The following is a 24039-nucleotide window of genomic DNA, read 5'->3' on the forward strand; positions in this document are numbered from 1 at the left end:
AAAAAAGCTATCAAAAAGGTAAATTCTACTTGCGGTTTGGTACTGATCGTGGATATCATTCGTCTTGTAGAATAAATGAAACCTAGTTCCATTAAATGGAACTTTAGCGAAAAGCCAATAAATCACAAGTAAAGACTCATACACAGCAGGCATGAAAAATGGCAAATAAAGCAGGTGAAGATTATTCTCTGGCGCGGGTACCGCAAAGTGCTCGTCGACCGTTTTATGAAGTGTTGATCCTCCGTATCGGTTCACTCGCTTGCGTTTCGCAAGTGATGCTAGGTGCAGCTCTTGGGTATGGATTAACGTTTTGGCAGGCGTTTTGGGCAACGATGCTCGGCTCTGTAATTTTACAGGTCGTCAGCTGGGGGCTTGGAGCAGCTGCTTGTCGCGAAGGAATGTCAATCAGTCTACTGTCTCGGTGGGCTGGTTTTGGAAAGCTAGGATCCGCATTAATTGGAGGAGCGATTGCTATCTCCTTAATGGGTTGGTTCGGCGTCCAAAATGGTTTCTTCGCTGATGGTATGTATAAAGCGACTAACGTGCTAACACCAGGGACCTGGTCGCTTATTACAGGTATTGCGGTGACAATTATTACGGTATATGGATATCGCTTTTTATCTATTACCGCGAATATTTCAACACCGCTCTTTTTATTCGCACTCGGTTGGGCAACTTATAATTTATTATCAGGACAGGATATTGGTTCGTTAATCAATGCTACTGAACCTGCCGGACCGTTAATGACTATGCCAGCGGCAATTACCATGGTTGCTGGTGGATTTATCATCTCTGCTGTGACAACACCAGACATCAGCCGCTTTATGCATAAGCCGAAAGATGTGTTCTGGATGACCTTAATTGGTACGTTCTGTGGCGAGCTTTTCGTCAACATGATTGCAGTTTTAATGGCTTTAGCGTTACGTACAAGCCAAGTTTTTGATTTGATGATGGCGTTGACTGGATTGCTAGGTGCATCGATTGTTATCTTCTCAACAATTAAAATGAATGATATCAATCTTTATTCTTCGTCACTGGGCTTTTCAACATTGTTGAACGCCATCTTTAATAAGCGCTTTGATCGCCGTTATTTAACATGGGTAATTGGTATTTTTGGTACTGTTGCTTCTATGTTAGGCATCTTAGATAACTTTATTAGCTTCTTAATTTATCTCGGTATTTCGATTCCGCCTGTCGCGGGCATTATGGTTGTAGATTACTACCTTTTAAAACGTGACAGAAAAGAACTGGATATTACCCGGGAACAAGGCATTTTACCGACACGCTGTGAAGCATATAACCCAGTAACATTAGTTGCGTGGTGTTGTGCTGTTATCGTGGGTTGGGGAACGTCTGCTCTGGGTCCATTTAATGCAGATATTGGTGTTCCAGCATTGAACTCCTTGCTGGTTGGTGCGGTGGCTTATTGGATTGGTATGCGACTATTAGCCGCATTCCGAGGCGAGAAAGGAACCCATTTCCGCCAAGTTTCTCATTTAGATTGAGGGCAGATAGATGACCGATAACCGAGTAAAAGTGGCTTTGGCTCAATTTAATTCTGAGCTCGGAAATAAAACAGATAATTTGCAGCGTATGGCGCAACTGTGCGAGCAGGCGGCATCTCAAGGCGCTAAATTAATCTGTTTCCCAGAGTTGGCGACAACGGGTTATCGGGGCGATCTATTATCCACAAAATTATGGGATTTAAGCGATTTTGAAGGCAGTGAAACTGACTGCCTATTTAGCCAGTTGGCTTCCCGCTTAGATATCACGATTGTGTCAGGGTTTGCTGAGCGTGGTGAGCGTCTTGGAGAAGTTTACAACGCGGTGGGTGTATGGAATCCAGGCTGTGAAAATATCAGTGGTGTATTTCGTAAAGTTCATGCGTTTGGTATTGAAAAACAATGGTTCAAAAGCGGGGATAGCTTCCCCGTGTTTGAGACACCTATCGGTAAGATAGGTGTGATGATTTGTTATGACATGGGATTCCCTGAAGTCGCTAGGATCCTCACGTTACAAGGTGCGGAGTTATTGATTGCGCCTTCAGCGTGGTGTATTCAAGACCGAGATATGTGGGATATCAATACGGCATGTCGTGCATTAGAAAATGGGACTCATCTTCTGGCGGTTAATCGCTGGGGGCATGAAGAAGATTTACACCTGTTTGGTGGTAGTAAAATTGTCGGTCCACGAGGGCAAGTGCTATGCGAGGCATCTTGTGAAAGTGAAGCGCTATTAGTCGGTGAAATTGATTTTCGCCTTCAAGCACATACGCGATTAAATGTGCCTTATTTAAGAGACAGAAAGCCTCTAAATTATGGCTTACTGGCGCAGGAAATGCAGGTATGAGTATTTTAACAAGTGTTGTCGATGTGTTTCGCCTGTTTTTACGTTCAGGTGATGAGCTCACGGTGACTACATTGGTAAATGAGTTGTCCATGCCTAAAAGTTCTGCTTCACGTCTGTTAAAGCAGATGGCAGAACTGGGGTTGCTCGAAAAGAAAAATAACGCACCGATTTATCGTCCTGGGTTATTGATTATGGAAATTGCCCATCGGGCTCGAGGCATGAACCATTTAATCGATATGGCGTTGGAAGTATTAGACAGTTTGACGAAAGATACTGGGTTTACCAGTTATGTTTCCGCATTAGACGAAGATAAAGTGCGTGTCGTACATGCACGATTTGGTAACAGTATGCTGCAAGTCATTACGCAGCCAGGAACTCGTTTACCGATTGGCGGAACCTCAACTGGACGTGCGTTATTAGCACGATTACCCGTCAATGAACGGACAAACTTAATTAATTTAGAACCTGAAGACACGCGGTCCCGTTTAAAAGAGCGTATTGACGCGATTACACAACGTGGTTGGGAGTTTTCAGTCAATGAGTCAGTTGCAGGTGTCGCTTCCGTATCCAGTACGGTGTACGACCCTTCACAAAATACATTGTATGCGTTGTGTTTAAGTCTTCCAGAGTCGCAAATGACCGATGAGATAATGACACAGCTGTCTCAAGACCTTTGCCGTAAGGCGTCTTATCTAGGTTGCATGGTAGGCGATCCTTATTGGCTAGAGCGTAGTGCCAAGTAGTCAAAAGCCTTGTGATATAAAGCAGTAAAAATAGTCGTAAAAGTTCAGTAAGCAGTAATGAGTAGTCGCAGTAAATAATAATTAAATACCATTCAAAGTGCGTGAATACGCCTTCATCAGGAAATATACCCTTTGTCTTTAGTTAAGGGGTATTCAGAGCGAACGGGTGCCCTTTTGGTGCTCGTTCGCTCTAAAACTCGAAAAAAATAATTAGAATTAAAGGAAGTACAATGACTCTAAAGCAAACTTTGTGCGTTTATGAGCTACTCGATTGTGCGAATGTAAGTGGGCATGATGTCGTTCAGTTGTTTCAAGATTTCTCCGAGGTTCAAGTCATTTCAACGACTGTCGTCGATCAAAAAGGTCAAAGTGATTTCGTCAGAATTACGATCCCCGGTCAACAAGGTAAGTCTCAAGGTAAAAATGCGCCAACCCTCGGCATTATTGGGCGTTTAGGTGGACTCGGTGCAAGACCTTCACGCATTGGCGTTGTCTCTGATGCTGATGGTGCTATCGCCGCCATCACAACAGGATTAAAACTGGCGCAAATGCAGCAGCGGGGTGACACGTTATTAGGCGATGTGATCATTACCACGCATATCTGCCCAAATGCACCTACTCGTCCACATACTCCAGTCGATTTTATGGATTCCCCGTTGGAAGATGTGACGATGAATCTCCACGAAAGCATTCCTGAAGCAGATGCGATTTTATCGGTGGATACGACTAAAGGAAATCGCCTGATTAACCATAAAGGGTACGCACTATCACCTACGGTTAAATCAGGATATATCCTGCCTGTTTCTGAGGATTTGCTGCGTTTAATGGAGTGGAGTAGTGGACAGAATGCGGTCACTTTCCCACTAGCAATCCAAGATATCACTCCTTATGGTAATGGGCTTCATCATTTAAACAGTATCATGCAGCCAGCGGTTTCGACGACAGTACCTGTTGTTGGTGTTGCAATTTGTACGGAAACTGTTGTACCGGGTTGTTCAACGGGGGCGAGTCATGAAGTGGATATTGCAACGACCGTAAAATTTATGATTGAAGTGGCAAAAGAATTCGGTGAAGGCAAGTGCGCTTTTTATGACGAAGAGCAATATCAGTTATTAACTGAACTGTATGGAGATATGCGTCATCTACAAGCCACGGAAGAACAATAATATTTATTGCATGCTTTCTTAATTTGGAACTGTTTTAATTTAAATAGCCACAGTTAATTATTTACCCCTTAAAAATAATTAACTGTGCTCTATTACCCTAATTTATTCTGCTTTCTCTTCACCGCTTTCAGTAATTGGGATAATGACGTCAGCATGAGAGCCTTTAGGACCAGCACCAACACTATAGTTAACCTTCTGGCCCGCTTTCAGTGTTCGGTAACCGTCCATTTGGATTGTGGAGTAATGTGCAAATACATCATCTCCGCCATCTGTTGGGCAGATAAAACCAAAACCTTTCGCATTATTGAACCACTTCACCGTACCTGTATTCATATTTCTGTCCTTTCAGTTTGCTACTTACTGTTTATATACATGCATAAAATACACATGCAAACTAGGTATAAATACGAGGTTTATCGCTCGCATTTCATACTGTATTGGATAGGGATATTTGGTCAAGAGTCGGATTTTGGCTTTTTGAGTAAACTGAAAATAATCCGATGAGCGTTTTTCGTGAATTTTTAAATTATTTGATATGGATCACAAAATTTAGGATCTACAAGTCTGCTATCAGCCCATGGTACACTGACGTAAATTGAGTATTTAGTATCAAAATGAAGACAAAATATTTTTAATGACCTAGCTTTATTGAAGTACTATTTAACGGATAGATATCATTGATAATAAAGGCTATGCTTAAATTGAATTTCCACACTGAGCAACACGACTGAGCAAGAAAGTAATGAGTGATTTTCTGGGCACATTTAAAACTGACACAATTTTTAAAGATGAAGTTGAAAAGGCGCTGCAACCACCATCAATGTATAAGGTTTTGTTAAATAATGATGATTACACGCCGATGGATTTTGTTGTTGAAGTGTTACAAAAATACTTTTCTTTTGATGAAGAACGCGCTACACAGATAATGTTAGATGTGCATTTTCAAGGTAAAGGTGTTTGCGGTGTTTATACTGCTGAAGTTGCAGAAACGAAAGCCGCTCAAGTCAATGCTTTTGCAAGGGAACATGAATATCCTTTATTGTGTACTATAGAGAAAGTCTGAAGAGTCTTAATATCAATTTTGGGAGGTGCTTATGCTCAATCAAGAACTGGAGCTTAGTCTAAATGTCGCTTTTACCAGAGCGAAAGACAATCGCCATGAATTTATGACTGTGGAGCACCTATTGCTGGCGTTGTTGAGTAATATCTCTGCGCGTGAAGCATTAGAGGCTTGTAAGGTTGATTTGGTTGCCCTTAGACAAGAGCTTGAACATTTTATTGCCCAAACTACACCGTTATTACCTGAAAATGATACACGAGATACTCAGCCGACATTGAGTTTCCAGCGCGTGCTGCAACGTGCTGTTTTTCATGTTCAATCATCAGGGCGTAATGAAGTGACTGGCGCTAATGTGCTGGTGGCGATTTTTAGTGAACAAGAATCACAAGCCGCCTATCTATTACGTAAGCATGATGTTAGCCGCCTTGATGTGGTTAATTACATTTCTCACGGAACCATCAAAGGTGAGGATTCATCCTCCTCAGAAGAGGATGCTTCTAACAATGCTCCGTCAAGCGAAGAGCAGCCGGTCTCAGAAGACCATATGGACAACTTCACCACGAATCTTAACCAGCAGGCTAAGAAAGGGAATATTGACCCGCTGGTGGGACGTCAAGCTGAATTAGAGCGTACTATTCAAGTACTATGCCGTCGCCGTAAGAATAACCCATTATTAGTTGGGGAATCCGGCGTGGGTAAAACAGCGATTGCAGAAGGCTTAGCATGGCGCATTGAACAAAACGATGTCCCTGAAGTGATGAAGGATTGCACTATTTATTCCTTGGACATTGGTTCGTTGCTAGCAGGAACAAAATATCGTGGCGACTTTGAGAAACGTTTCAAAGCGTTGCTAAAAATGCTGGAAAAAGATCCGAAAAGCATCCTGTTTATCGATGAAATTCACACCATTATTGGGGCGGGAGCCGCATCGGGTGGGCAAGTCGATGCCGCAAACTTGATTAAGCCACTTTTATCGAGTGGGCGTATTCGAGTGATTGGTTCCACCACATATCAAGAGTTCAGTAATATTTTTGAGAAAGATAGGGCATTAGCTCGCCGTTTCCAAAAAATTGATATTGTGGAGCCGTCCCCTGAAGAGACGGTGCGTATTATTAATGGCTTGAAGCCAAAATATGAGTCCCATCATGATGTTCGTTACACCGCAAAAGCGATTCAAGCAGCGGTGGACTTGTCTGTGAAATATATTACTGACCGCCATCTGCCAGATAAAGCAATTGATGTCATTGATGAAGCAGGTGCAAGAACTCGTTTAGTTGCTCCAAGTAAGCGGAAGAAAACGATTGGTGTACCTGAAATTGAAACCGTGGTGGCACGTATTGCGCGTATTCCAGAAAAAACGGTTTCATCCAGCGACAAAGACCGCTTAAGAACCTTAGACTCTCGCTTGAAAATGTTAGTTTTCGGGCAAGACAATGCGATTGAAGCGCTTTCTGAAGCGATTAAGATGAATCGCGCTGGTTTAGGGCTAGAGCATAAACCCGTAGGCTCCTTCTTATTTGCAGGACCAACAGGGGTGGGTAAAACCGAGGTGACGGTCCAATTAGCGAAAGCATTGGATGTGAAACTATTGCGCTTTGATATGTCCGAATACATGGAACGCCATACGGTTAGTCGGTTGATTGGTGCGCCTCCAGGGTATGTGGGCTTTGACCAAGGCGGTTTGTTAACCGATGCGGTTATCAAGCACCCACATTCCGTGGTGCTATTGGATGAAATTGAAAAAGCGCACCCCGATGTGTTCAATATCCTTCTGCAAGTGATGGATCACGGTACGTTAACTGATAATAACGGTCGTAAAGCGGATTTCCGCAATGTGATTGTTGTGATGACAACAAACGCAGGAGTACAAGAAACTCAGCGTCGTTCGATTGGCTTTGCAGAGCAAGACAATAGTACGGATGCAATGTCAGAAATCAAAAAGACATTTTCACCGGAGTTCCGTAACCGTCTTGATGGCATCATTTGGTTTAATTCACTGTCGATGGATATCATCACACAGGTGGTTGATAAGTTCATTGTCGAGCTACAAGCTCAGCTTGATGAGAAGGGCGTTTCGATTGAGGTTAGCCAAGCAGCTCGCCGTTGGTTATGTGAAAAAGGGTATGACAAAACAATGGGTGCCCGACCTATGGCGCGTGTCATTCAGGATAACCTGAAGAAACCATTAGCGAATGAACTGTTATTTGGTTCGTTAACGAATGGTGGCTCGGTGAGTATCGGGCTTGATGAAAATAGTCACACACTGACATACAGCTTCAGTAGCGTACACAAGGCCTCTCCAGAGGATGCTGTAATCTGACAATAGCTAGTACCACAGGTGTCTTGGGCACCTGTGGTCTTGTCAGGCCTTGCCTGAAAATCGAAAATCAGCGGCTACGGAAAATGATACGACCTTTGCTCAGGTCATAAGGAGTTAACTCTACAGTTACCTTGTCGCCTGTCAGAATGCGGATGTAGTTTTTACGCATTTTACCAGAGATGTGTGCAGTCACGACGTGACCATTTTCCAGTTCAACGCGGAACATTGTATTTGGCAGGGTATCCAAAACCGTTCCCTGCATTTCAATATTATCTTCTTTGGCCATCTAATCCTCTAAGTCTAATAACCGTGATTTTTTACGGGCAAGATAATGCCCAAAAACCCACACTAAGTAAAGAAGTGTCGCATTTTAAAGCGATCTTTCTTTCGCACAGTTGGGGATAAAATTACTGTATTGTCACTTTTTATTTCTTAAAAAGTGGTTATTTTTCAAATGATTGTGGTAAATCAATTGACTGTGGTAACCAGCATGCTGGGTCAATTCGCAGATCACGCCACCGGTAAAGAATATGAAGGAAATCCCTGCGGGAGATCTCCGTTGCACCCAGTGAGGCGGTGTGGTGGTTAAGTACCTGACAATCAAAAAGTTGCCCATTATAGCGCAAAAAATGAAAATAGAATGTAATAAAAGCACATTTGGATGCATCATTCATTTTACTGAACATGGATTCCCCACAAAACAGGTGTCCCATGTTCACGCCGTATAAGCCTCCAACCAATTTCTCGCCATGCCATGCCTCAATCGAGTGCGCTAAACCCTCTTGATGTAAAGCGAGATAGCCAGCCTGTACGGAAGGCAGGATCCAAGTCCCTTCTTGACGTACTGCACAAGCTTCAATCACATTTTTAAATGCATGATTTATGGTAATGCGATAAGGGGATTTTTTTAATGTTTTGATCATGGAGCGGCTGATATGCAGATCACCCACCATCAAAACAGCTCGAGGATCAGGAGACCACCATAATGGTACTTCTCCAGGGTTAAACCAGGGAAAAATACCATCATAATACGCAGATTGTAATCGGCGGGATGATAAATCACCGCCAATCGCTAATAATCCATTAGGTTCCCGCATCGCTTCAGACACGGGAGGGAACAGATAAGAGTCGTCATCTAACTGGTACATGGTACACCTCAGCGAGTTTGCTGAACCAAATGACGCTGATGGAATTGATAATAGCGACCTTGCTCAGCTAACAGTTGCTGGTGGGAGCCTTGTTCAATGATTTCGCCATTATCCATCACACAGATAGTATCCATTTGCTCTAAACCTTGCAGACGATGGGTGATGACTATCAGGGTTTTATCTGCACATTTTTGTTTGAGTAAATTGAGAATTTGTTGCTCAGTATGGGCATCTAGCCCTTCGGTAGGCTCATCCATTAATACCAGTGGCGCATCATGTAAAAGTGCACGAGCGATACCTAAGCGGCGCTGCTCTCCTCCTGATAATTGACGACCACCTTCACCCATCCAAGCATTTAATTTTAATTGGGTATCCAATAAGTTATCTAAGCCGACTTGGGTTAAAACATCACAAAGTTGTTCGTCAGAGGCTTGTTCATTCGCCAGCAGTAAGTTGTTGCGTAAGGTATCACTGAACACATGGACACGCTGAGGCACAACAGACATTGCTCCACGCAGCGCTTCTTCACTGTATTCTTGAATTGGCTGACCGTTAATCGTAATCACGCCACTGTCGACATCCCAAGCACGAGTGAGTAATTGAAGTAGGGTCGATTTTCCACAGCCGGTTTTTCCTAATAACGCAATATGTTGACCTTGCTTGACGAATAATGAGACTTTTTTGATAACCGCAAAAGGTTGCTCTGGATACGTAAAGGTCACATTATCAATCATTAAACTTTCAAGAGACTTCAGCTCGTGACTTTGATTAACAAAGCTCACTTCTGGCTTCGCATGCATTAATTGGGACACTCGAGTCGCTGACGCGATGACTTGTCCCATGTGTTGGAATGCCACAGCCACAGGACCTAAGGCTTCAAATGCAGCCAATGCACAGAAAACGAATAAAGCAATCAACGCACCCGGTTGTGTATTTCCCCCCACATGCTCAGCAGCCATCCATAATAGCAAGGTTGCTGTCAGTCCTGATGCACAGAGAATAATTGCTTGAGATAGCCCCGTGAGTGCTGCTTGTTGCTGTTGACGCGCTTGCCATGAATTTTCGATGTTAGATAAGTTTTGGCGAAAACGTTGAGTGGCACCAAACAAGGCTAATTCAGCTTGTCCTTGTAATGCAGAAGTTAAAACGGTGCGGTAATTACCACGGAGTTCGGTGAGTTCGTGCCCAATAGGTTTACCCGCACGATAAAAAACAATCGGCATCGTGAACAGTAAAAACAACATTACGCCGCCTAGAGTCCATGCAAGGCGAGGGTCAAGGAAGCTCAGACCGATGATTAGCACAAATGTCACAAAGAAGGCGCTAACTATTGGAGACAGAACACGCAAGTAAAGATGGTCTAAAGTCTCCACATCGGCAACCAATCGATTTAATAAATCCCCTTGGCGGAAACGGCTGATCCCACCAGGAGACAGCGGTAGCACTTTACTGAAAGCGAAAACGCGTAGATGAGCTAAGACCTTAAAAGTGGCATCGTGGCTAACTAAGCGCTCGGCATAGCGTCCTGCGGTACGAAAAATGGCAGCACCACGGACACCTGCGGCTGGCAACATATAGTTAAAGAAATAGATCCCCGGAGCACCCACGATAGCAGCACCCGCTAAGAACCATCCTGATAGGGTAAGCAGCCCAATACTTGCAAGTAGAGTGACAATTGCCAGAATGATCCCTAATGAAATCAAAAACCAATGGCGGCGATAGAGGGCTAAGAAGGGCAGTAATACTTTCATTTTTAAAGCTCCTCTTGGCGGTGAGCAAGCAACTGGGCAAAGGCACCTTCAGACTGGCTCAGTTGTTGGTAATTACCACGTTGAATAATTTGTCCGTTTGCCATTACCCAAATTTGGTCGTAATCCATCGTTTCTTCGAGTAAATGGGTCACTAAGAGCGTCGTTTGCTGCTCGGAGAGTTGGTTTAATGTTTCCATGACAAGCTGCTCGCTATGGGCATCTAAGCTCGCAGCGGGTTCATCTAATAGCAATAAACGTGACGGCTTTAATAGTACGCGAGCGACGGCCACACGCTGAGCCTGACCAACAGAAAGGCGCGCAGCAAAATCACCTAAACGCGTGTTTAATCCATCAGGTAAGTTTGGCAGAAATTCTGCAACATACGCTTTTTCAATCGCAGATTGAATTTCCGCCTCTGTTGCATCAGGTTTACCCAAACAAATGTTTTCTTTCAACGTCTGTTCTGGCAAATGTGGGTTTTGTCCTACCCAGCCGACCAACGCTCTCCATTCATCAGAACATAGCTGATTGAGTTCATGACCATTAATGGTGATTGAGCCACGGTAAGGAAGGAAACCGAGTAATAAGTTTAATAAGGAGCTTTTACCCGCACCACTTTGCCCAACTAATGCGATGCGTTGTTGTGGCTCAACCGTAAAATCAAGAGGACCTGCAAGGATAGCGCCATCGTGGGAGAGAATTTCCAGCTGTTTGGCTTCAATGCGAATCGGTTGATTATCAATGACCTTGTTGCCTTGAGGTGATTTTTCATCAGCTTGGCTTTCGAGTAGGGTTACAAGTGATTCAGCGGCGCCCACAGCTTGAGCTTTAGCGTGGTAGTAAGTCCCTAAATCGCGCAGAGGCTGGAAGAACTCAGGGGATAAAATTAAAGCAAGGAAACCCGCAAATAGGGTAACGGGCAGACCATAGCTACCGAAGCTCAATTCCCCGAGGTAGGAAAAACCAAAGTAAACGGCAACGACGGCAATAGAAATAGAGGCAAAAAACTCTAAGACACCTGACGATAAAAACGCCATGCGGAGCACTTCCATCGTCCGAGAGCGAAAATCTTCGGTGGATTCACGAATTTGAGTCACTTCCGCTTTGCCACGGAAAAATAGACGAAGAGTATCCAATCCTCGTAATCGGTCAAGGAAGCTACCACTCAAACGGCTCAATGCTAAGAAGTTTCGACGGTTAGCATCTGCAGCGCCTAGCCCGACTAATGCCATGAAAATAGGAATTAATGGTGCAGTAGCAAATAAAATTAATGCCGCAGCCCAGTTAAATGGGAAGATGGCAATCAGGATCATGATTGGGATGATGGTGGCGAGATACATTTGAGGAAGATAGCGAGAGTAGTAATCTTGCATATCTTCAATTTGCTCAAGAATGATGGTTGCCCAGCTGCCAGCAGGTTTGCCTTTTACCCACACGGGACCTAGTTCTTGTAGTTTATCTAACACCATACTACGGACTTGCTGCCTAACGACTTGCCCACAATGGTAACCCGCTCGTTCGCGCAGATAGTGAACAATGCCTCGTAAAATAAAGACACTAATCAATAAAGTAAAGTCGGTGAGCAGTTGCTCTCGAGGAATGTGGTCCATCAGCAAGGCTTGTAAAATCACTGCGATTAACCAAGCTTGCGCAATAATTAATAAACCACTGACTATGCCTAAGAGCATAGAAATTCGGAGCCAACGCTTGGCAGGAGCGCTGTGTTGTTTTAACCAACGCACCAATTCAGTCTGTCTTGATTTATCCATAATGATTTAGTTAGCAGGTGTAGTTTTCATGTTATTGAGTGCAGTTAAGATAGTTGACTTTGTCATCAAATCTAACCGAATTTTTACCTATCATAACAGCTTCCATTGGAGATGTTACATAATAAAAGTTAGATATTTGAATAGAACAATTTTTGTTATCAATATGTTTTATAAAGGTAAATTATATTGATTGTCATATAATTAAATTCGAGCGAGCAGAGGATGTTACCGTTATTATGACCAAAAAATAAGGTGGCATAATTTATAATTGTTAAGCCACCTACATTTTAGATTGAAATCGCGAGAGGAAGTCAGTCAGTTATTCAGGAACAATTTCTAACCATGTTTTAGGTTGTAGCTTAAATTGGTTATTGAGTAAGTTATCCCATGCGGCTTTTTTATCAGCGGTATCATCAAAGACTTGCTTTTGTGTATCCACTAGATTCCATGTGTTTGCTTGGGCTTGCCAGATGGTGCATTCATAGTCGAGGGATTCTGGCATGGAATAGCACATAACCACTTCATCAGCCCCATCGCTGTTCACATCCGCCATGAATCCAAGACATTCGTAATTACGGTAATAACTTGTGCAGTTCCAGGAATCTCGAATTCCATCTTCCATATCAAACCAACTCTGGGGAAGTGGCTGACTACCTTTTGCGATAATGAGTACTTCTTTAAAAGGTTTTGGTGTATCGGAGTAAGCACCAACTTTAAGTTGAGCTTTCGTTTCTGGGTTTTGTTCCAGTTGTGCTAAAGCGGCTTTTCCTCGCTCCCCGAGTTTTTCTAGGTCATACGATAAATCGTAATTAATTTTAATTTTGCCTTTTTCAATCGCCGCCATAATGCTATTAACCGTGATCCGCTGGAAATCACCAATAGGACTATTAATCACTAAAATAGTGGCGATTAAACCAAGAATAGCAACCTTATTAATCGAGCCTAGAGCGTTTGCCCAGTGGCGTCGTTTTATCATGACTGTGATGCTGTACGCCAAAATAAGGATTGCCAAAAATAATGCAATTGCAAAGGCGTACAATCGGCTGACACTCCAACTATATTGGTTGACTCGAACTAAGATGCCATACAGAGAAAGTGCAGAGAATGCGTTGAGCAGAACGATGCTAATTAATACAAACCCATTGATGATAGCTTTAAATTGAAATTGCGTTGAGCCATCACCATAAAGGGCATTAATAAAAATGACATTTAAAATAACAAAGCAAAGCATGGTTCCAGAGCCAAGTTCAGAAGTGGTATAGTGCACCCCCGTAAAGAGTGAAATGGCAAGACCAACTAAGAAAATGACTGCAATAAGGCTAAGCAGTGGTAGGAAAAATTGTGAAAAATACTTGGCGATATTGTTCAGCTGCATCACTAATTTAGAGCGCAAAAACAGCACGCTGATATTGAAGCCAAGTAAAAAAGCGACCCAAAGGATGTAATCATTGTTAAGGAAATGACTGAGTGTCGTCAGATTAACAATGCCGAATAAGAAACTGGCTTGTTTAACAATAAACGCTAATAAGCCACCAATAGCACAGGCAAAAAAGCCAAATAGCGTATTGCGGAAATAGTGCCCGACTAAGCAGCTGTAATGAGCTTTCCATCTACCCGTGGCTTGGCGATTTTGCATCCATGGTAGCAAAAAGAAAATCAGGACGGTTAGCGTGCTCACCGCGAGGAAGGGTTCACTACTGGATGAAGACCCTGTTTCTAAGTTCTGCCAAGTATTAATCCAACCGATAAGAATGATGGTCAGGATGATATTCAGATAAAAAGCAGGTTGTTTGGCATTTGTAATAAGAAAACTGATCACAGAAGGCACAAAAATGGCGAATACCATAGGCAAATAGATCCATATAGGATCTAATTCAACATTGGTACGAATGGAGTAATCTAGCGTACCAGTGATGATAATCCCTTGAATAACCGATAACAAAATAACAATCAGATATGCCAATTTACTAACTGATTCTTTTTGCGTTTGTGGCTCCATGTCAATTCCTTAGTGAATAAGATGATGAAGCTGAGTATAGATAGGGAGCCAAAAGAACAACATAAACTTGCTCCTAATTCACTTAGCGGTGCGATGCTTATTTTTGTGAAATGGATAAATAAAAAGCCCCATTCTATTTCGTTTCGATGAACGGACAGAATGAGGCTTAAATTAAGGCTGGGTTAGAAAATTATTTCTTATCGGCTAATCCATCAAGATAGCGCTCTGCATCTAATGCTGCCATGCAACCAGTTCCCGCAGATGTAATGGCTTGACGATAGATGTGGTCCATGACATCGCCCGCGGCAAAGATCCCTTCAACAGACGTTTGGGTCGCGTTACCGTTAGTACCGGACTGCACTTTTATATACCCATTATTTAAGGCTAACTGACCATCGAAAATCGCGGTGTTTGGGCTATGACCAATAGCAATAAAGGCACCCATTACCTCGATATCCTCTGTTTTATCTGTTTTGGTGCAACGTAAGCGAACGCCAGTCACGCCCATGTCATCGCCCAGGACTTCATCTAGAGTATTGTCAGTGTGCAGAACGATATTACCATTTTCGACTTTATCCATCAGTCGGTTGACTAGGATTTTTTCTGCTCTGAAGCTGTCACGACGGTGAATTAAATGCACTTCAGACGCAATATTAGAAAGATAGAGCGCTTCTTCAACCGCAGTATTACCACCGCCAACTACGGCGACTTTTTGGTTACGATAGAAGAAACCATCGCAGGTTGCACAAGCGGAAACACCGCGACCTTTAAATGCTTCTTCAGATGGTAAGCCAATATAACGAGCCGATGCACCCGTTGCGATGATTAATGCATCACAGGTGTATTCAGTCTCACCACCGAACAAACGGAAAGGACGCTGTTGGAAGTCTACTTTTGTAATGTGGTCGTTGATGATTTCAGTTTCGAATTTTTCTGCATGGGCATGCATGCGCTCCATGAGTCTTGGACCTGTTAAGCCTTCAGGATCACCCGGCCAGTTTTCAACTTCGGTAGTTGTGGTTAATTGACCGCCTTTTTCCACCCCAGTAATCAGTGCAGGGTGTAAATTTGCGCGAGCTGCGTAAACGGCTGCGGTATAACCGGCAGGACCTGAACCTAAAATGATTAACTTGCGATGTGTGGTTGTGCTCATGAATTCCTCTTTTAGTCTCGAAAAAGCATAAACACGATTGTAGGAGAAATAGGGGGGTAACAAAAGTGATTTAACTGTTCATTCATATGGACAGAACAAATTTTTCTGATAGGTAGTACCAATTAAGAGTTAAAAAATAGAAGGGAAAGTGCTTTAATCACGAAATGGTAATTTTAGGAATTATCTTGAATTAGGTCTGCGAAACGTTTTACTGAAAAAAAAACCGAAATCTTGTACTGATTTTTATTCATTTACTTTGACAATCGGCTGCGCATTTGCGAAAACATCTATCTAAGAGTTAATTATCTAGCAGGTCAATGGAAATGGCGCATTTTTGTTCTTACTGGAAAATTAACTTTACGTCACACATTCAGGCAATGTCGCGACGATTGTAAACAATTATTCGGTTTACGAGAACTTCAGTTATGACGAATAGAATAGGTTCCACGCCCGCTAGTCCGCTTAGGAAGACTGACGTATAGATGGGGCCGTTTTATAAGATATGAAAATAACAATTAGAGAAAGAGAGATAAGAGATGATTGACAATAAAAAGCGTCCTGGCAAAGACCTTGACCGGATTGACAGGAATATACTGAACGAATTGCAAAAAGACGGGCGTATCTCTAACGTTGAACTATCTAAGCGCGTTGGTTTATCTCCAACACCATGTTTAGAGCGTGTTCGTCGTCTTGAAAGACAAGGGTTCATTTCTGGCTATACCGCGCCACACTATTTAGATGCATCACTGCTGGTTTTCGTTGAAATTACGTTAAACCGTGGGGCTCCTGATGTCTTTGAACAATTCAACACAGCAGTTCAAAAACTTGAAGAAATTCAAGAATGTCACCTTGTTTCTGGTGACTTTGACTATCTGTTGAAAACGCGTGTGCCAGATATGTCCGCATATCGTAAACTGCTAGGTGAAACCTTATTACGCCTTCCGGGTGTAAACGATACTCGTACCTACGTAGTTATGGAAGAAGTGAAACAAAGCAACCGTTTAGTGATTAAAACTCGCTAATCGTACTTTGTATTCATCATTCCTGCACAGCAATCTGCATTGTTGTCGCACTGCTGTTTCAACGCTGAGTTTACTCAGCGTTGTTCCGTTTTAGGAACACTCACTTTTCTCTCTGTCCCCTTAATGATTCTTTTTTAAACACGATCTTGTCTACTGTACTCAAGAGACCTCAAATTTAGTCAGAAATTTTCATTTCAATTTATTGATTTTAAAGCTATAAACAATTAAGAATTTTGACCTTAAATAGAGTTTGAAACCTCATTCGTAAGATGAAATACTGAATCTTATGGTCTCTATGGTGTGATAATTTGTCTTAATCTCCTTAAAGCAGGCACGTTTAGGGGATTAGTGTTAGAATAATCATAGAATAATCACGTATTAAGCAAGAACATCAGTCAGTAAAGAAACAATAATGAGCCAAGAATATACCGAAGATAAGTACATCAAATTTAAAAAGCTGAGTAGCGGCAGACGGCTATTAGAGGTGATTTTGTTGGTCATCTGCCTCTGCGCGATTTTTCTTATGGTCGCGTTATGGAGCTTTAACCCTTCAGACCCAAGTTGGTCACAAACTAACTGGGATGCTCCCGTCAAAAATTTAGGGGGAAGCATTGGCTCATGGAGTGCGGATATCCTCTTTTCTGCATTTGGTATTCTTGCATTTGCGATTCCTCCGTTATTGTTACTCGGGTGTTGGGCAATTTATCATTATGAAAGTCAGCGTCGTTATATTGACTTTTTCTCACTTTCTTTACGCTTGATTGGCGGGTTAGCGCTGATCTTGTCATCCTGTGGTTTAGCTGCCCTCAATTTTGATGATTTACCAAACTTCGCTTCAGGTGGGGTGATTGGTAGTGTCTTTAGTAATGCCATTATGCCGTGGTTTAACTCGTTAGGCGCCACTTTAGCTCTGCTGTTTCTCTGGGCTATCAGTTTTACTCTTTTCACTGGATGGTCTTGGCTTACGATCGCTGAAAAAATTGGGGCAGGGATACTACTTCCAATTACATTACTGACAAATCGAGCGCGTGGTGATGATCTAGATGACCACGATTATGAGGTTGAAGAAACCGAAGAGGCATTACAGCGAGCTCAAATCGCTGAGCATCAAGCGCATGATGAAGCGCAGCAATATGATGCTGATGATGTGCTTTTCTCAGCACCGACGGTATCGGAGCTAGTCTCTGAAGATATACAGGCTGCTGCTGAACCACAAATTGTCGTTGATTCGCAAGCACCTATTGATTCGCAACCGACTATTGTGTTGCAGCAAGGGATTGAACCTGTACAGCCAACCGCATCAATAGCTGAGCCTGTATTTGTGGCGAAACCGACGGAAAACGAGAATTTACCCAATTTCTCGGCAACGGAAGAACCGCAAACTTATCATTTTGAAGTTCCTGATGAATATCAGCCGCAAGTGCCGCCGACACAGGCATATTCTTCTTCACCTGTGATTTCGCAAGAGCCTGCGTACACACCTGAGCCTACATTTACGTCTGAGCCAGCATTTACTCAACCACCTGCATTTACGCCAGAGCCTATTTTTGCTCCTGAACCACAGGCGCCAAAGTCAGTTGCACCAACAACGACAGCATTTTCACCTGTAGAACCCACAATAGAAGTGGGAAGTCCTGATATCAGTGAACCTTCAGTGACCAACCGTATTGCTGATCCTGCTGCGCTAACCGCGGCAGGTATTTCAATCGCTGCGATGGATCGCCATGCGCAAGTGAAAAAGAATCTGGAGCCAGAATTACCGCGCCCAAATCCAGTTCGTTTGCCAACACGTCGTGAGCTGTATGGTATCCGCATTCCATCTCAACGGGATGCAGAATTACAGCGTCGCCAAGAAGAGGCATCACAGCGCGAACAGGTTTATCAACAATGGTCCGCGGAACAAGAGCCGGAAGAAAACGTTAAAACGGATGATGAGCTGGAGCAAGAAAGGTTGCTGCGCGTCCAGTTTTTGGAACAACAGCGTCAGCGCTATGGTGAACCAGAAACGGATATGCAAGATTTTGACGCTGCATTTCAGGTTGACCAATCTGCGGTTGAGGCTCCTTTAGAGCAAGTAACGCCGCCGGTTAGCACGTTTACTCAGCCTGAAATTGAGCATCGTTGGGCTTCTGCGCCAGCGTTTACACCTGCTTTTGAACCTGTTGTACCAACAGAACAAACTCAGCCTTCAGATATCCACCGTTTTACGGCTCATGCTGATGATGAGCATGATTTAGATAATGATGTGGATGACTTAGAGCCTAGGATTGATTTAAGTACGCCATTGTCAGCATTTGAGCGTTTCTCACCCGTTGATGATTTAGTTGATGATGAGCCAGCCGTGCCATTATTTATGCCATCGGTGGCTGAACCACCTGTGCAAACGCCATCTACGCCAGTTAATCCTATCAATGAAGTTGTTGCTCATTCTGCTGTGCAGCCACACACTATTGCGCAGCCGCAACAGCCGCAACAGCCGCAACAGCCGCAACAGCCGCAACAGCCGCAACAAGATAGCTTGTTCCATCCATTCTTGGTACGTAATGATCAACCATTACCAAAACCAACAACGCCAATGCCATCTCTTGATTTATTGGCAAGTCCACCAGAGCAAGAAGAGCCTGTGGATATGTTCAAATTGGAGCAAACAGCAAGGCTGATTGAAGCTCGCTTAAATGATTACCGCGTCAAAGCAGAAGTTGTCGGATTCTCTCCAGGTCCTGTTATAACGCGTTTTGAGTTAGATTTAGCACCCGGCGTGAAAGCCGCTCGCATTTCAACGTTATCAAGAGACCTTGCTCGCTCGTTATCGACGACAGCAGTACGTGTCGTTGAAGTGATTCCGGGCAAACCTTATGTGGGTCTCGAATTACCGAATGAAAAACGTCAAACGGTGTACTTAAGTGAAGTCTTAGATTGTGATGATTTTAGAAAAAATCCATCACCATTGACGATAGTTCTAGGAAAAGACATTGAAGGCGAGCCGGTTGTTGCGGACTTGGCAAAAATGCCTCATTTATTAGTCGCAGGTACCACAGGGTCAGGTAAATCTGTGGGGGTCAACGCTATGATCCTCAGTATTTTATATAAAGCTAAACCTGAAGATGTTCGCTTTATTATGATTGACCCGAAAATGTTAGAGCTCTCTATTTATGAAGGGATCCCACATTTATTAACCGAAGTCGTGACAGATATGAAGGATGCCGCCAATGCACTGCGTTGGTGTGTTAACGAGATGGAGCGCCGTTATAAACTCATGTCTGCATTGGGTGTGCGTAACCTTGCTGGCTATAACGATAAAATCAAAGCTGCGGCAGAGATGAATCGACCAATTCCTGATCCGTTCTGGAAACCGGGTGACAGCATGGATGTAGAACATCCAATGCTGAAAAAAGAACCGTATATTGTGGTGATGGTTGATGAATTTGCTGACTTAATGATGACCGCAGGGAAAAAAGTGGAAGAGCTTATTGCTCGCTTAGCGCAAAAAGCGCGAGCTGCGGGTATCCACCTAGTATTAGCAACACAGCGCCCATCCGTTGACATCATTACAGGGTTAATTAAAGCCAATATTCCAACCCGTATAGCCTTTACGGTATCCAGTAAAATCGACTCTAGAACTATTCTTGATCAAGGTGGCGCGGAATCATTATTGGGTATGGGGGATATGCTTTACCTGCCACCTAACTCATCAATTCCTGTACGTGTTCATGGCGCATTTGTGCGTGACCAAGAAGTTCATGCTGTCGTTAATGACTGGAAAGCGCGTGGCAAACCGCAATATATCGACAGTATTACGACGTGCAGCGATGACAGCGAAGGGGGCGGCAGTTCAGATAATGGCGATGAAGATCTTGACCCATTATTTGATCAAGCAGTTGAATTTGTTGTTGAAAAACAAAGAGTCTCTATCTCTGGTGTGCAACGTCAATTCCGTATCGGTTACAACCGTGCCGCTCGAATTGTTGAGCAAATGGAAGATCAAGGAATTGTGAGTGAACCTGGACATAATGGTAACCGAGAGGTATTAGCTCCGCCATCAATGGGATATTAATATTTCATGTGCTAATTGCTGGTTTAATTCAAGGGGTGTATAAAGACATACGCCGCTTGAGGTATTAATTTAAAGGTCTTTTCTCGATGAAAAAAATGATGTTATTAGGTGCATTAGCCCTGAGTTTAAACGTAGGTCAAGTATTGGCAGATGCGAGTCAAGACCTTCAAGACCGCCTGAGTAAGGTGAATAGCTTCCAAGCAAGCTTCTCACAAAAAGTCACTAGTCCAGAAGGTGATTTGATCCAAGAAGGTGTTGGTGACTTATGGATTGAACGTCCTAACCTATTTAACTGGAATATGACTTCGCCAGATGAAAGTGTGTTGGTGTCAGACGGCAAGAACCTCTGGTTTTATAACCCGTTTGTCGAACAAGTCACAGTAACGAATTTGGCAGATGCAACGCAAGATACGCCATTTTTACTATTAACGCGTAATAATCCTCAAGATTGGAAACAGTACTCGATCGTTCAACAGGGTAATACGTTTGATTTAAAGCCAAAACAAACTAATGGCACGCTAAAAAGTTTCTCTATTACCGTTAACCCACAAGGTACGATCGAAAAATTTGCTGCGGTTGAGCAAGATGGCCAAACGAGCGCATATCAACTAAAACAGCAAAAAAATGGGCCAGTTGATCCAAGTAAATTTAAATTTACGGTACCGAAAGGGGTTACTTTGGATGACCAGCGTTCTCGCGCTCACTAATCTCTAGGGGGTAAAGAGGATCTCGTGGGTAACTTGTCTCTCGATTTTTCACAAAATGAATTTCAACCACTGGCTGCACGTATGCGGCCAGAAACCCTTGAGCAATATATAGGTCAAAAGCATTTACTTGCCGAAGGTAAACCGTTACCAAGAGCGATTAGGGCAGGTCATTTACACTCGATGATCTTGTGGGGACCTCCGGGAACGGGTAAAACCACATTGGCTGAAGTTATTGGTCACTATGCACAAGCAGATATCGAGCGCATCTCGGCAGTGACTTCGGGGATCAAAGAGATCCGTGAGTCTATCGAAAAAGCGCGCCAGAATCTTAGTGCAGGGCGCAGAACTATTCTGTTTGTGGATGAAGTTCATCGGTTTAACAAAAGCCAGCAAGATGCTTTTTTACCCCACATTGAAGACGGGACGATCACCTTCATTGGCGCGACAACGGAAAACCCTTCATTCGAGCTTAATTCAGCACTGCTTTCTCGTGCGAGAGTCTATTTATTAAAATCATTAGAAAGTAGCGAAATTGAAGAGGTGTTACTTCAAGCTCTCGGGGATAGCGTTCGCGGATTAGGCGGGCAAAATATTATTCTCCCCGATAGCACAAGAAAAATGATTGCTGACTTAGTCAATGGGGATGCGCGACGTTCGTTAAATCTGCTAGAAATGATGGCGGATATGGCTGAGGCTGATAATCAAGGTCAGCGTATTTTAACGGCGGAGTTACTCAAAGAAGTCAGTGGCGAACGAGCGGCTCGTTTTGATAATAAAGGCGACCGTTACTATGACTTGATTTCAGCACTTCATAAATCTGTTCGTGGCTCTGCGCCTGATGCCGCTCTTTATTGGTATGCCCGCATTATCACGGCGGGAGGTGACCCACTCTATGTTGCTCGCCGCTTATTAGCAATCGCGTCAGAAGATATCGGAAATGCAGATCCTCGTGCAATGCAGGTCGCTATTTCAGCGTGGGATTGTTTTACCCGTGTAGGGCCTGCAGAAGGTGAGCGTGCGATTGCTCAAGCCATTGTATATCTTGCATGTGCCCCGAAAAGTAACGCCGTGTATACCGCGTATAAAGCCGCGATTAAAGATGCTCAGATGCAGCCAGATTATGATGTTCCTGAGCACTTAAGAAATGCCCCCACTAAGTTAATGAAAGAGTTAGGGGTTGGCAAAGAGTATCGTTATGCTCATGATGAGCCTAACGCGTATGCGGCGGGTGAAAACTATTTCCCTGAGCCGATGAAAGCGACGCAATACTATTATCCAACCGCGCGTGGGCTAGAAGGCAAAATTGCCGAAAAACTCGACTGGTTAGCCCAACAAGATCAAAATAGCGCAACAAAACGCTATCGCTAAGCGGGTCAATGCGATAAGGTTATAACGCAATAAAATAATTTAAATATAACGCCGGAGCGCGTTATATTCGTTCTCACAATTGACTAACAAAATCACAGGATAAGCATGCTCGATCCAAATTTACTGCGTACGGAGCTAGACGCGGTTGCTACAAAACTGGCTCGCAGGGGTTTTACCCTTGATGTGGAAAAGCTGCGTGAATTAGAAGAACGCCGCAAAGTTTTACAAGTTGAAACTGAAACCCTGCAAGCAGACCGTAACTCGCGATCGAAAACTATTGGTGCAGCTAAAGCGCGTGGTGAAGATATTGAGCCATTACGTCTGGAAGTGAACCAATTAGGCGAAAAATTGGATGCTGCTAAAGCAGAGTTAGATAAACTGCAACAAGAAATCCGTGATATTGCATTAAGTATCCCGAATATTCCTGATGATGAAGTACCAGATGGTAAAGATGATTCAGAAAACTTGGAAGTTTCTCGTTGGGGTGAACCGCGCCAATATGATTTTGAAGTCAAAGATCATGTGAGCTTGGGCGAACTGGCTGGTGGTTTAGATTTTCCTGCTGCGGTGAAACTGACTGGCGCACGTTTTGTTGTGATGAAAGGTCAAATTGCACGTATGCATCGTGCATTAGCTCAGTTTATGCTGGACTTGCACACAGAAAAACATGGCTACCAAGAGCTGTATGTACCTTATTTAGTCAACCATGCCACTCTGTATGGTACAGGTCAGTTACCTAAATTTGGTGAAGACTTATTCCACACTAAACCATTGGAAGAAGAAGCGGATAGCAGCACTTATGCGTTGATCCCAACGGCGGAAGTGCCTGTGACTAACTTAGTGCGTGATGAAATTTTAGATGAAGACGCGCTTCCTCTGAAAATGACGGCTCATACCCCATGCTTCCGTTCAGAAGCAGGATCTTATGGTCGTGATACGCGCGGTCTGATCCGTATGCACCAGTTTGATAAAGTCGAATTAGTGCAAATTGTGCATCCAGAAAAATCAATGGCAGCATTGGAAGAGTTAACGGGGCACGCTGAGAAAGTTCTGCAATTATTGAACTTACCGTACCGTAAAGTATTACTGTGTACTGGTGACATTGGTTTCGGTTCTCGCAAAACTTACGACTTAGAAGTCTGGTTACCTGCGCAAAATACGTATCGTGAAATCTCTTCTTGCTCAAATATGTGGGATTTCCAAGCCCGTCGTATGCAAGCACGTTTCCGTGGTAAGAGTGATAAGAAAACCCAACTGGTTCATACATTGAATGGTTCTGGTTTAGCAGTAGGTCGTACTCTGGTTGCTGTGCTGGAAAATTACCAGCAAGCGGATGGTCGTATTGAAGTGCCTGAGGTATTACGTCCGTATATGAATGGCTTAGAATATATCGGTTAATTGATATATTAGGCGTTAAAGGCTGAGTCTAG

General features: G+C 43.4%; 18 protein-coding genes. 11 read left to right on the plus strand and 7 right to left on the minus strand.

Going from position 1 to position 24039, the window contains the following annotated elements; genetic code table 11:
• The first annotated feature begins 158 nt into the window (after nucleotides 1–158).
• The 4 genes from PR766_RS08430 (at nucleotide 159) to PR766_RS08445 (ending at nucleotide 4258) form a co-directional block, all read left to right on the plus strand.
• Nucleotides 159–1505, plus strand: coding sequence for a purine-cytosine permease family protein (locus PR766_RS08430; RefSeq protein ID WP_006657708.1), 1347 nt, complete (start codon nucleotides 159–161; stop codon nucleotides 1503–1505).
• A 10-nt stretch (nucleotides 1506–1515) separates the two neighbouring features.
• Nucleotides 1516–2349, plus strand: coding sequence for a nitrilase-related carbon-nitrogen hydrolase (locus tag PR766_RS08435; protein WP_154636164.1), 834 nt, complete (start codon nucleotides 1516–1518; stop codon nucleotides 2347–2349).
• The gene (locus tag PR766_RS08440) at nucleotides 2346–3092 is read left to right on the plus strand and encodes an IclR family transcriptional regulator (RefSeq protein ID WP_006657710.1); all 747 of its coding nucleotides are present in this window, start codon (nucleotides 2346–2348) and stop codon (nucleotides 3090–3092) included. The genes PR766_RS08435 and PR766_RS08440 overlap by 4 nt, the downstream gene beginning before the upstream one ends.
• A gap of 230 nt (nucleotides 3093–3322) precedes the next feature.
• Nucleotides 3323–4258, plus strand: a complete 936-nt coding sequence (locus PR766_RS08445) for a DUF1177 domain-containing protein (RefSeq protein ID WP_154636163.1) — start codon at nucleotides 3323–3325, stop codon at nucleotides 4256–4258.
• Between the two features lie 102 nt (nucleotides 4259–4360).
• Here the strand turns inward: PR766_RS08445 and cspD are convergent, their stop codons facing one another.
• A complete protein-coding gene (gene cspD, locus PR766_RS08450; RefSeq protein ID WP_006657712.1) occupies nucleotides 4361–4591 on the minus strand; it encodes a cold shock domain-containing protein CspD in 231 nt (76 codons plus the stop codon).
• Between the two features lie 409 nt (nucleotides 4592–5000).
• Between cspD and clpS the strand changes: the two genes are divergently transcribed.
• Both clpS and clpA read left to right on the plus strand, forming a co-directional pair.
• Entirely contained in the window at nucleotides 5001–5321 is a 321-nt protein-coding gene (gene clpS, locus PR766_RS08455; protein WP_006662191.1) for an ATP-dependent Clp protease adapter ClpS, read from the plus strand.
• Nucleotides 5322–5352: 31 nt separating this feature from the next.
• A complete protein-coding gene (clpA, locus tag PR766_RS08460) occupies nucleotides 5353–7638 on the plus strand; it encodes an ATP-dependent Clp protease ATP-binding subunit ClpA (RefSeq protein ID WP_006657775.1) in 2286 nt (761 codons plus the stop codon).
• Between the two features lie 67 nt (nucleotides 7639–7705).
• On the opposite strand, the gene infA is transcribed toward clpA, so the two are convergent.
• The 6 genes from infA to trxB all read right to left on the minus strand — a co-directional run bounded on the left by infA (nucleotide 7706) and on the right by trxB (nucleotide 15458).
• Complete coding sequence (gene infA, locus PR766_RS08465) at nucleotides 7706–7924, minus strand: translation initiation factor IF-1 (protein WP_004244560.1); 219 nt, start codon at nucleotides 7922–7924, stop codon at nucleotides 7706–7708.
• A 157-nt stretch (nucleotides 7925–8081) separates the two neighbouring features.
• Nucleotides 8082–8786 carry a leucyl/phenylalanyl-tRNA--protein transferase gene (aat, locus tag PR766_RS08470; protein WP_154636162.1) on the minus strand — a complete coding sequence of 235 codons (705 nt, stop codon included), beginning with the start codon at nucleotides 8784–8786 and terminating at the stop codon, nucleotides 8082–8084.
• Nucleotides 8787–8794: 8 nt separating this feature from the next.
• Nucleotides 8795–10537 carry a heme ABC transporter ATP-binding protein/permease CydC gene (gene cydC / locus PR766_RS08475; RefSeq protein ID WP_036978770.1) on the minus strand — a complete coding sequence of 581 codons (1743 nt, stop codon included), beginning with the start codon at nucleotides 10535–10537 and terminating at the stop codon, nucleotides 8795–8797.
• A 2-nt stretch (nucleotides 10538–10539) separates the two neighbouring features.
• The gene (gene cydD / locus PR766_RS08480) at nucleotides 10540–12306 is read right to left on the minus strand and encodes a heme ABC transporter permease/ATP-binding protein CydD (protein WP_154636161.1); all 1767 of its coding nucleotides are present in this window, start codon (nucleotides 12304–12306) and stop codon (nucleotides 10540–10542) included.
• Between the two features lie 319 nt (nucleotides 12307–12625).
• Entirely contained in the window at nucleotides 12626–14305 is a 1680-nt protein-coding gene (locus PR766_RS08485; protein WP_154636160.1) for a DUF7057 domain-containing protein, read from the minus strand.
• Between the two features lie 190 nt (nucleotides 14306–14495).
• Nucleotides 14496–15458, minus strand: a complete 963-nt coding sequence (gene trxB / locus PR766_RS08490) for a thioredoxin-disulfide reductase (protein ID WP_154636159.1) — start codon at nucleotides 15456–15458, stop codon at nucleotides 14496–14498.
• Between the two features lie 536 nt (nucleotides 15459–15994).
• Between trxB and lrp the strand changes: the two genes are divergently transcribed.
• The 5 genes from lrp to serS all read left to right on the plus strand — a co-directional run bounded on the left by lrp (nucleotide 15995) and on the right by serS (nucleotide 24007).
• The gene (gene lrp, locus PR766_RS08495; protein ID WP_154636158.1) at nucleotides 15995–16480 is read left to right on the plus strand and encodes a leucine-responsive transcriptional regulator Lrp; all 486 of its coding nucleotides are present in this window, start codon (nucleotides 15995–15997) and stop codon (nucleotides 16478–16480) included.
• A 412-nt stretch (nucleotides 16481–16892) separates the two neighbouring features.
• Complete coding sequence (locus PR766_RS08500; protein ID WP_154636157.1) at nucleotides 16893–20534, plus strand: DNA translocase FtsK 4TM domain-containing protein; 3642 nt, start codon at nucleotides 16893–16895, stop codon at nucleotides 20532–20534.
• Between the two features lie 86 nt (nucleotides 20535–20620).
• Nucleotides 20621–21241 carry an outer membrane lipoprotein chaperone LolA gene (lolA, locus tag PR766_RS08505; protein ID WP_006657784.1) on the plus strand — a complete coding sequence of 207 codons (621 nt, stop codon included), beginning with the start codon at nucleotides 20621–20623 and terminating at the stop codon, nucleotides 21239–21241.
• A gap of 24 nt (nucleotides 21242–21265) precedes the next feature.
• Nucleotides 21266–22609, plus strand: a complete 1344-nt coding sequence (locus PR766_RS08510; protein ID WP_006662184.1) for a replication-associated recombination protein A — start codon at nucleotides 21266–21268, stop codon at nucleotides 22607–22609.
• Nucleotides 22610–22714: 105 nt separating this feature from the next.
• Nucleotides 22715–24007 (plus strand): serine--tRNA ligase, encoded by a 1293-nt coding sequence (gene serS, locus PR766_RS08515; RefSeq protein ID WP_006657786.1) that lies wholly within the window; start codon nucleotides 22715–22717, stop codon nucleotides 24005–24007.
• The last annotated feature ends 32 nt before the right edge of the window (nucleotides 24008–24039 follow it).

Origin of the sequence: Providencia sp. PROV208 (assembly GCF_028479465.1) — a bacterium.
GTDB lineage: Bacteria > Pseudomonadota > Gammaproteobacteria > Enterobacterales > Enterobacteriaceae > Providencia > Providencia alcalifaciens.

Coding starts and splice junctions, on each gene's coding strand:
- PR766_RS08430 (WP_006657708.1), top strand. CDS start 159: ATGGCAAATAAAGCAGGTGAAGATTATTCTCTGGCGCGGGTACCGCAA.
- PR766_RS08435 (WP_154636164.1), top strand. CDS start 1,516: ATGACCGATAACCGAGTAAAAGTGGCTTTGGCTCAATTTAATTCTGAG.
- PR766_RS08440 (WP_006657710.1), top strand. CDS start 2,346: ATGAGTATTTTAACAAGTGTTGTCGATGTGTTTCGCCTGTTTTTACGT.
- PR766_RS08445 (WP_154636163.1), top strand. CDS start 3,323: ATGACTCTAAAGCAAACTTTGTGCGTTTATGAGCTACTCGATTGTGCG.
- cspD (WP_006657712.1), bottom strand. CDS start 4,591: ATGAATACAGGTACGGTGAAGTGGTTCAATAATGCGAAAGGTTTTGGT.
- clpS (WP_006662191.1), top strand. CDS start 5,001: ATGAGTGATTTTCTGGGCACATTTAAAACTGACACAATTTTTAAAGAT.
- clpA (WP_006657775.1), top strand. CDS start 5,353: ATGCTCAATCAAGAACTGGAGCTTAGTCTAAATGTCGCTTTTACCAGA.
- infA (WP_004244560.1), bottom strand. CDS start 7,924: ATGGCCAAAGAAGATAATATTGAAATGCAGGGAACGGTTTTGGATACC.
- aat (WP_154636162.1), bottom strand. CDS start 8,786: ATGTACCAGTTAGATGACGACTCTTATCTGTTCCCTCCCGTGTCTGAA.
- cydC (WP_036978770.1), bottom strand. CDS start 10,537: ATGAAAGTATTACTGCCCTTCTTAGCCCTCTATCGCCGCCATTGGTTT.
- cydD (WP_154636161.1), bottom strand. CDS start 12,306: ATGGATAAATCAAGACAGACTGAATTGGTGCGTTGGTTAAAACAACAC.
- PR766_RS08485 (WP_154636160.1), bottom strand. CDS start 14,305: ATGGAGCCACAAACGCAAAAAGAATCAGTTAGTAAATTGGCATATCTG.
- trxB (WP_154636159.1), bottom strand. CDS start 15,458: ATGAGCACAACCACACATCGCAAGTTAATCATTTTAGGTTCAGGTCCT.
- lrp (WP_154636158.1), top strand. CDS start 15,995: ATGATTGACAATAAAAAGCGTCCTGGCAAAGACCTTGACCGGATTGAC.
- PR766_RS08500 (WP_154636157.1), top strand. CDS start 16,893: ATGAGCCAAGAATATACCGAAGATAAGTACATCAAATTTAAAAAGCTG.
- lolA (WP_006657784.1), top strand. CDS start 20,621: ATGAAAAAAATGATGTTATTAGGTGCATTAGCCCTGAGTTTAAACGTA.
- serS (WP_006657786.1), top strand. CDS start 22,715: ATGCTCGATCCAAATTTACTGCGTACGGAGCTAGACGCGGTTGCTACA.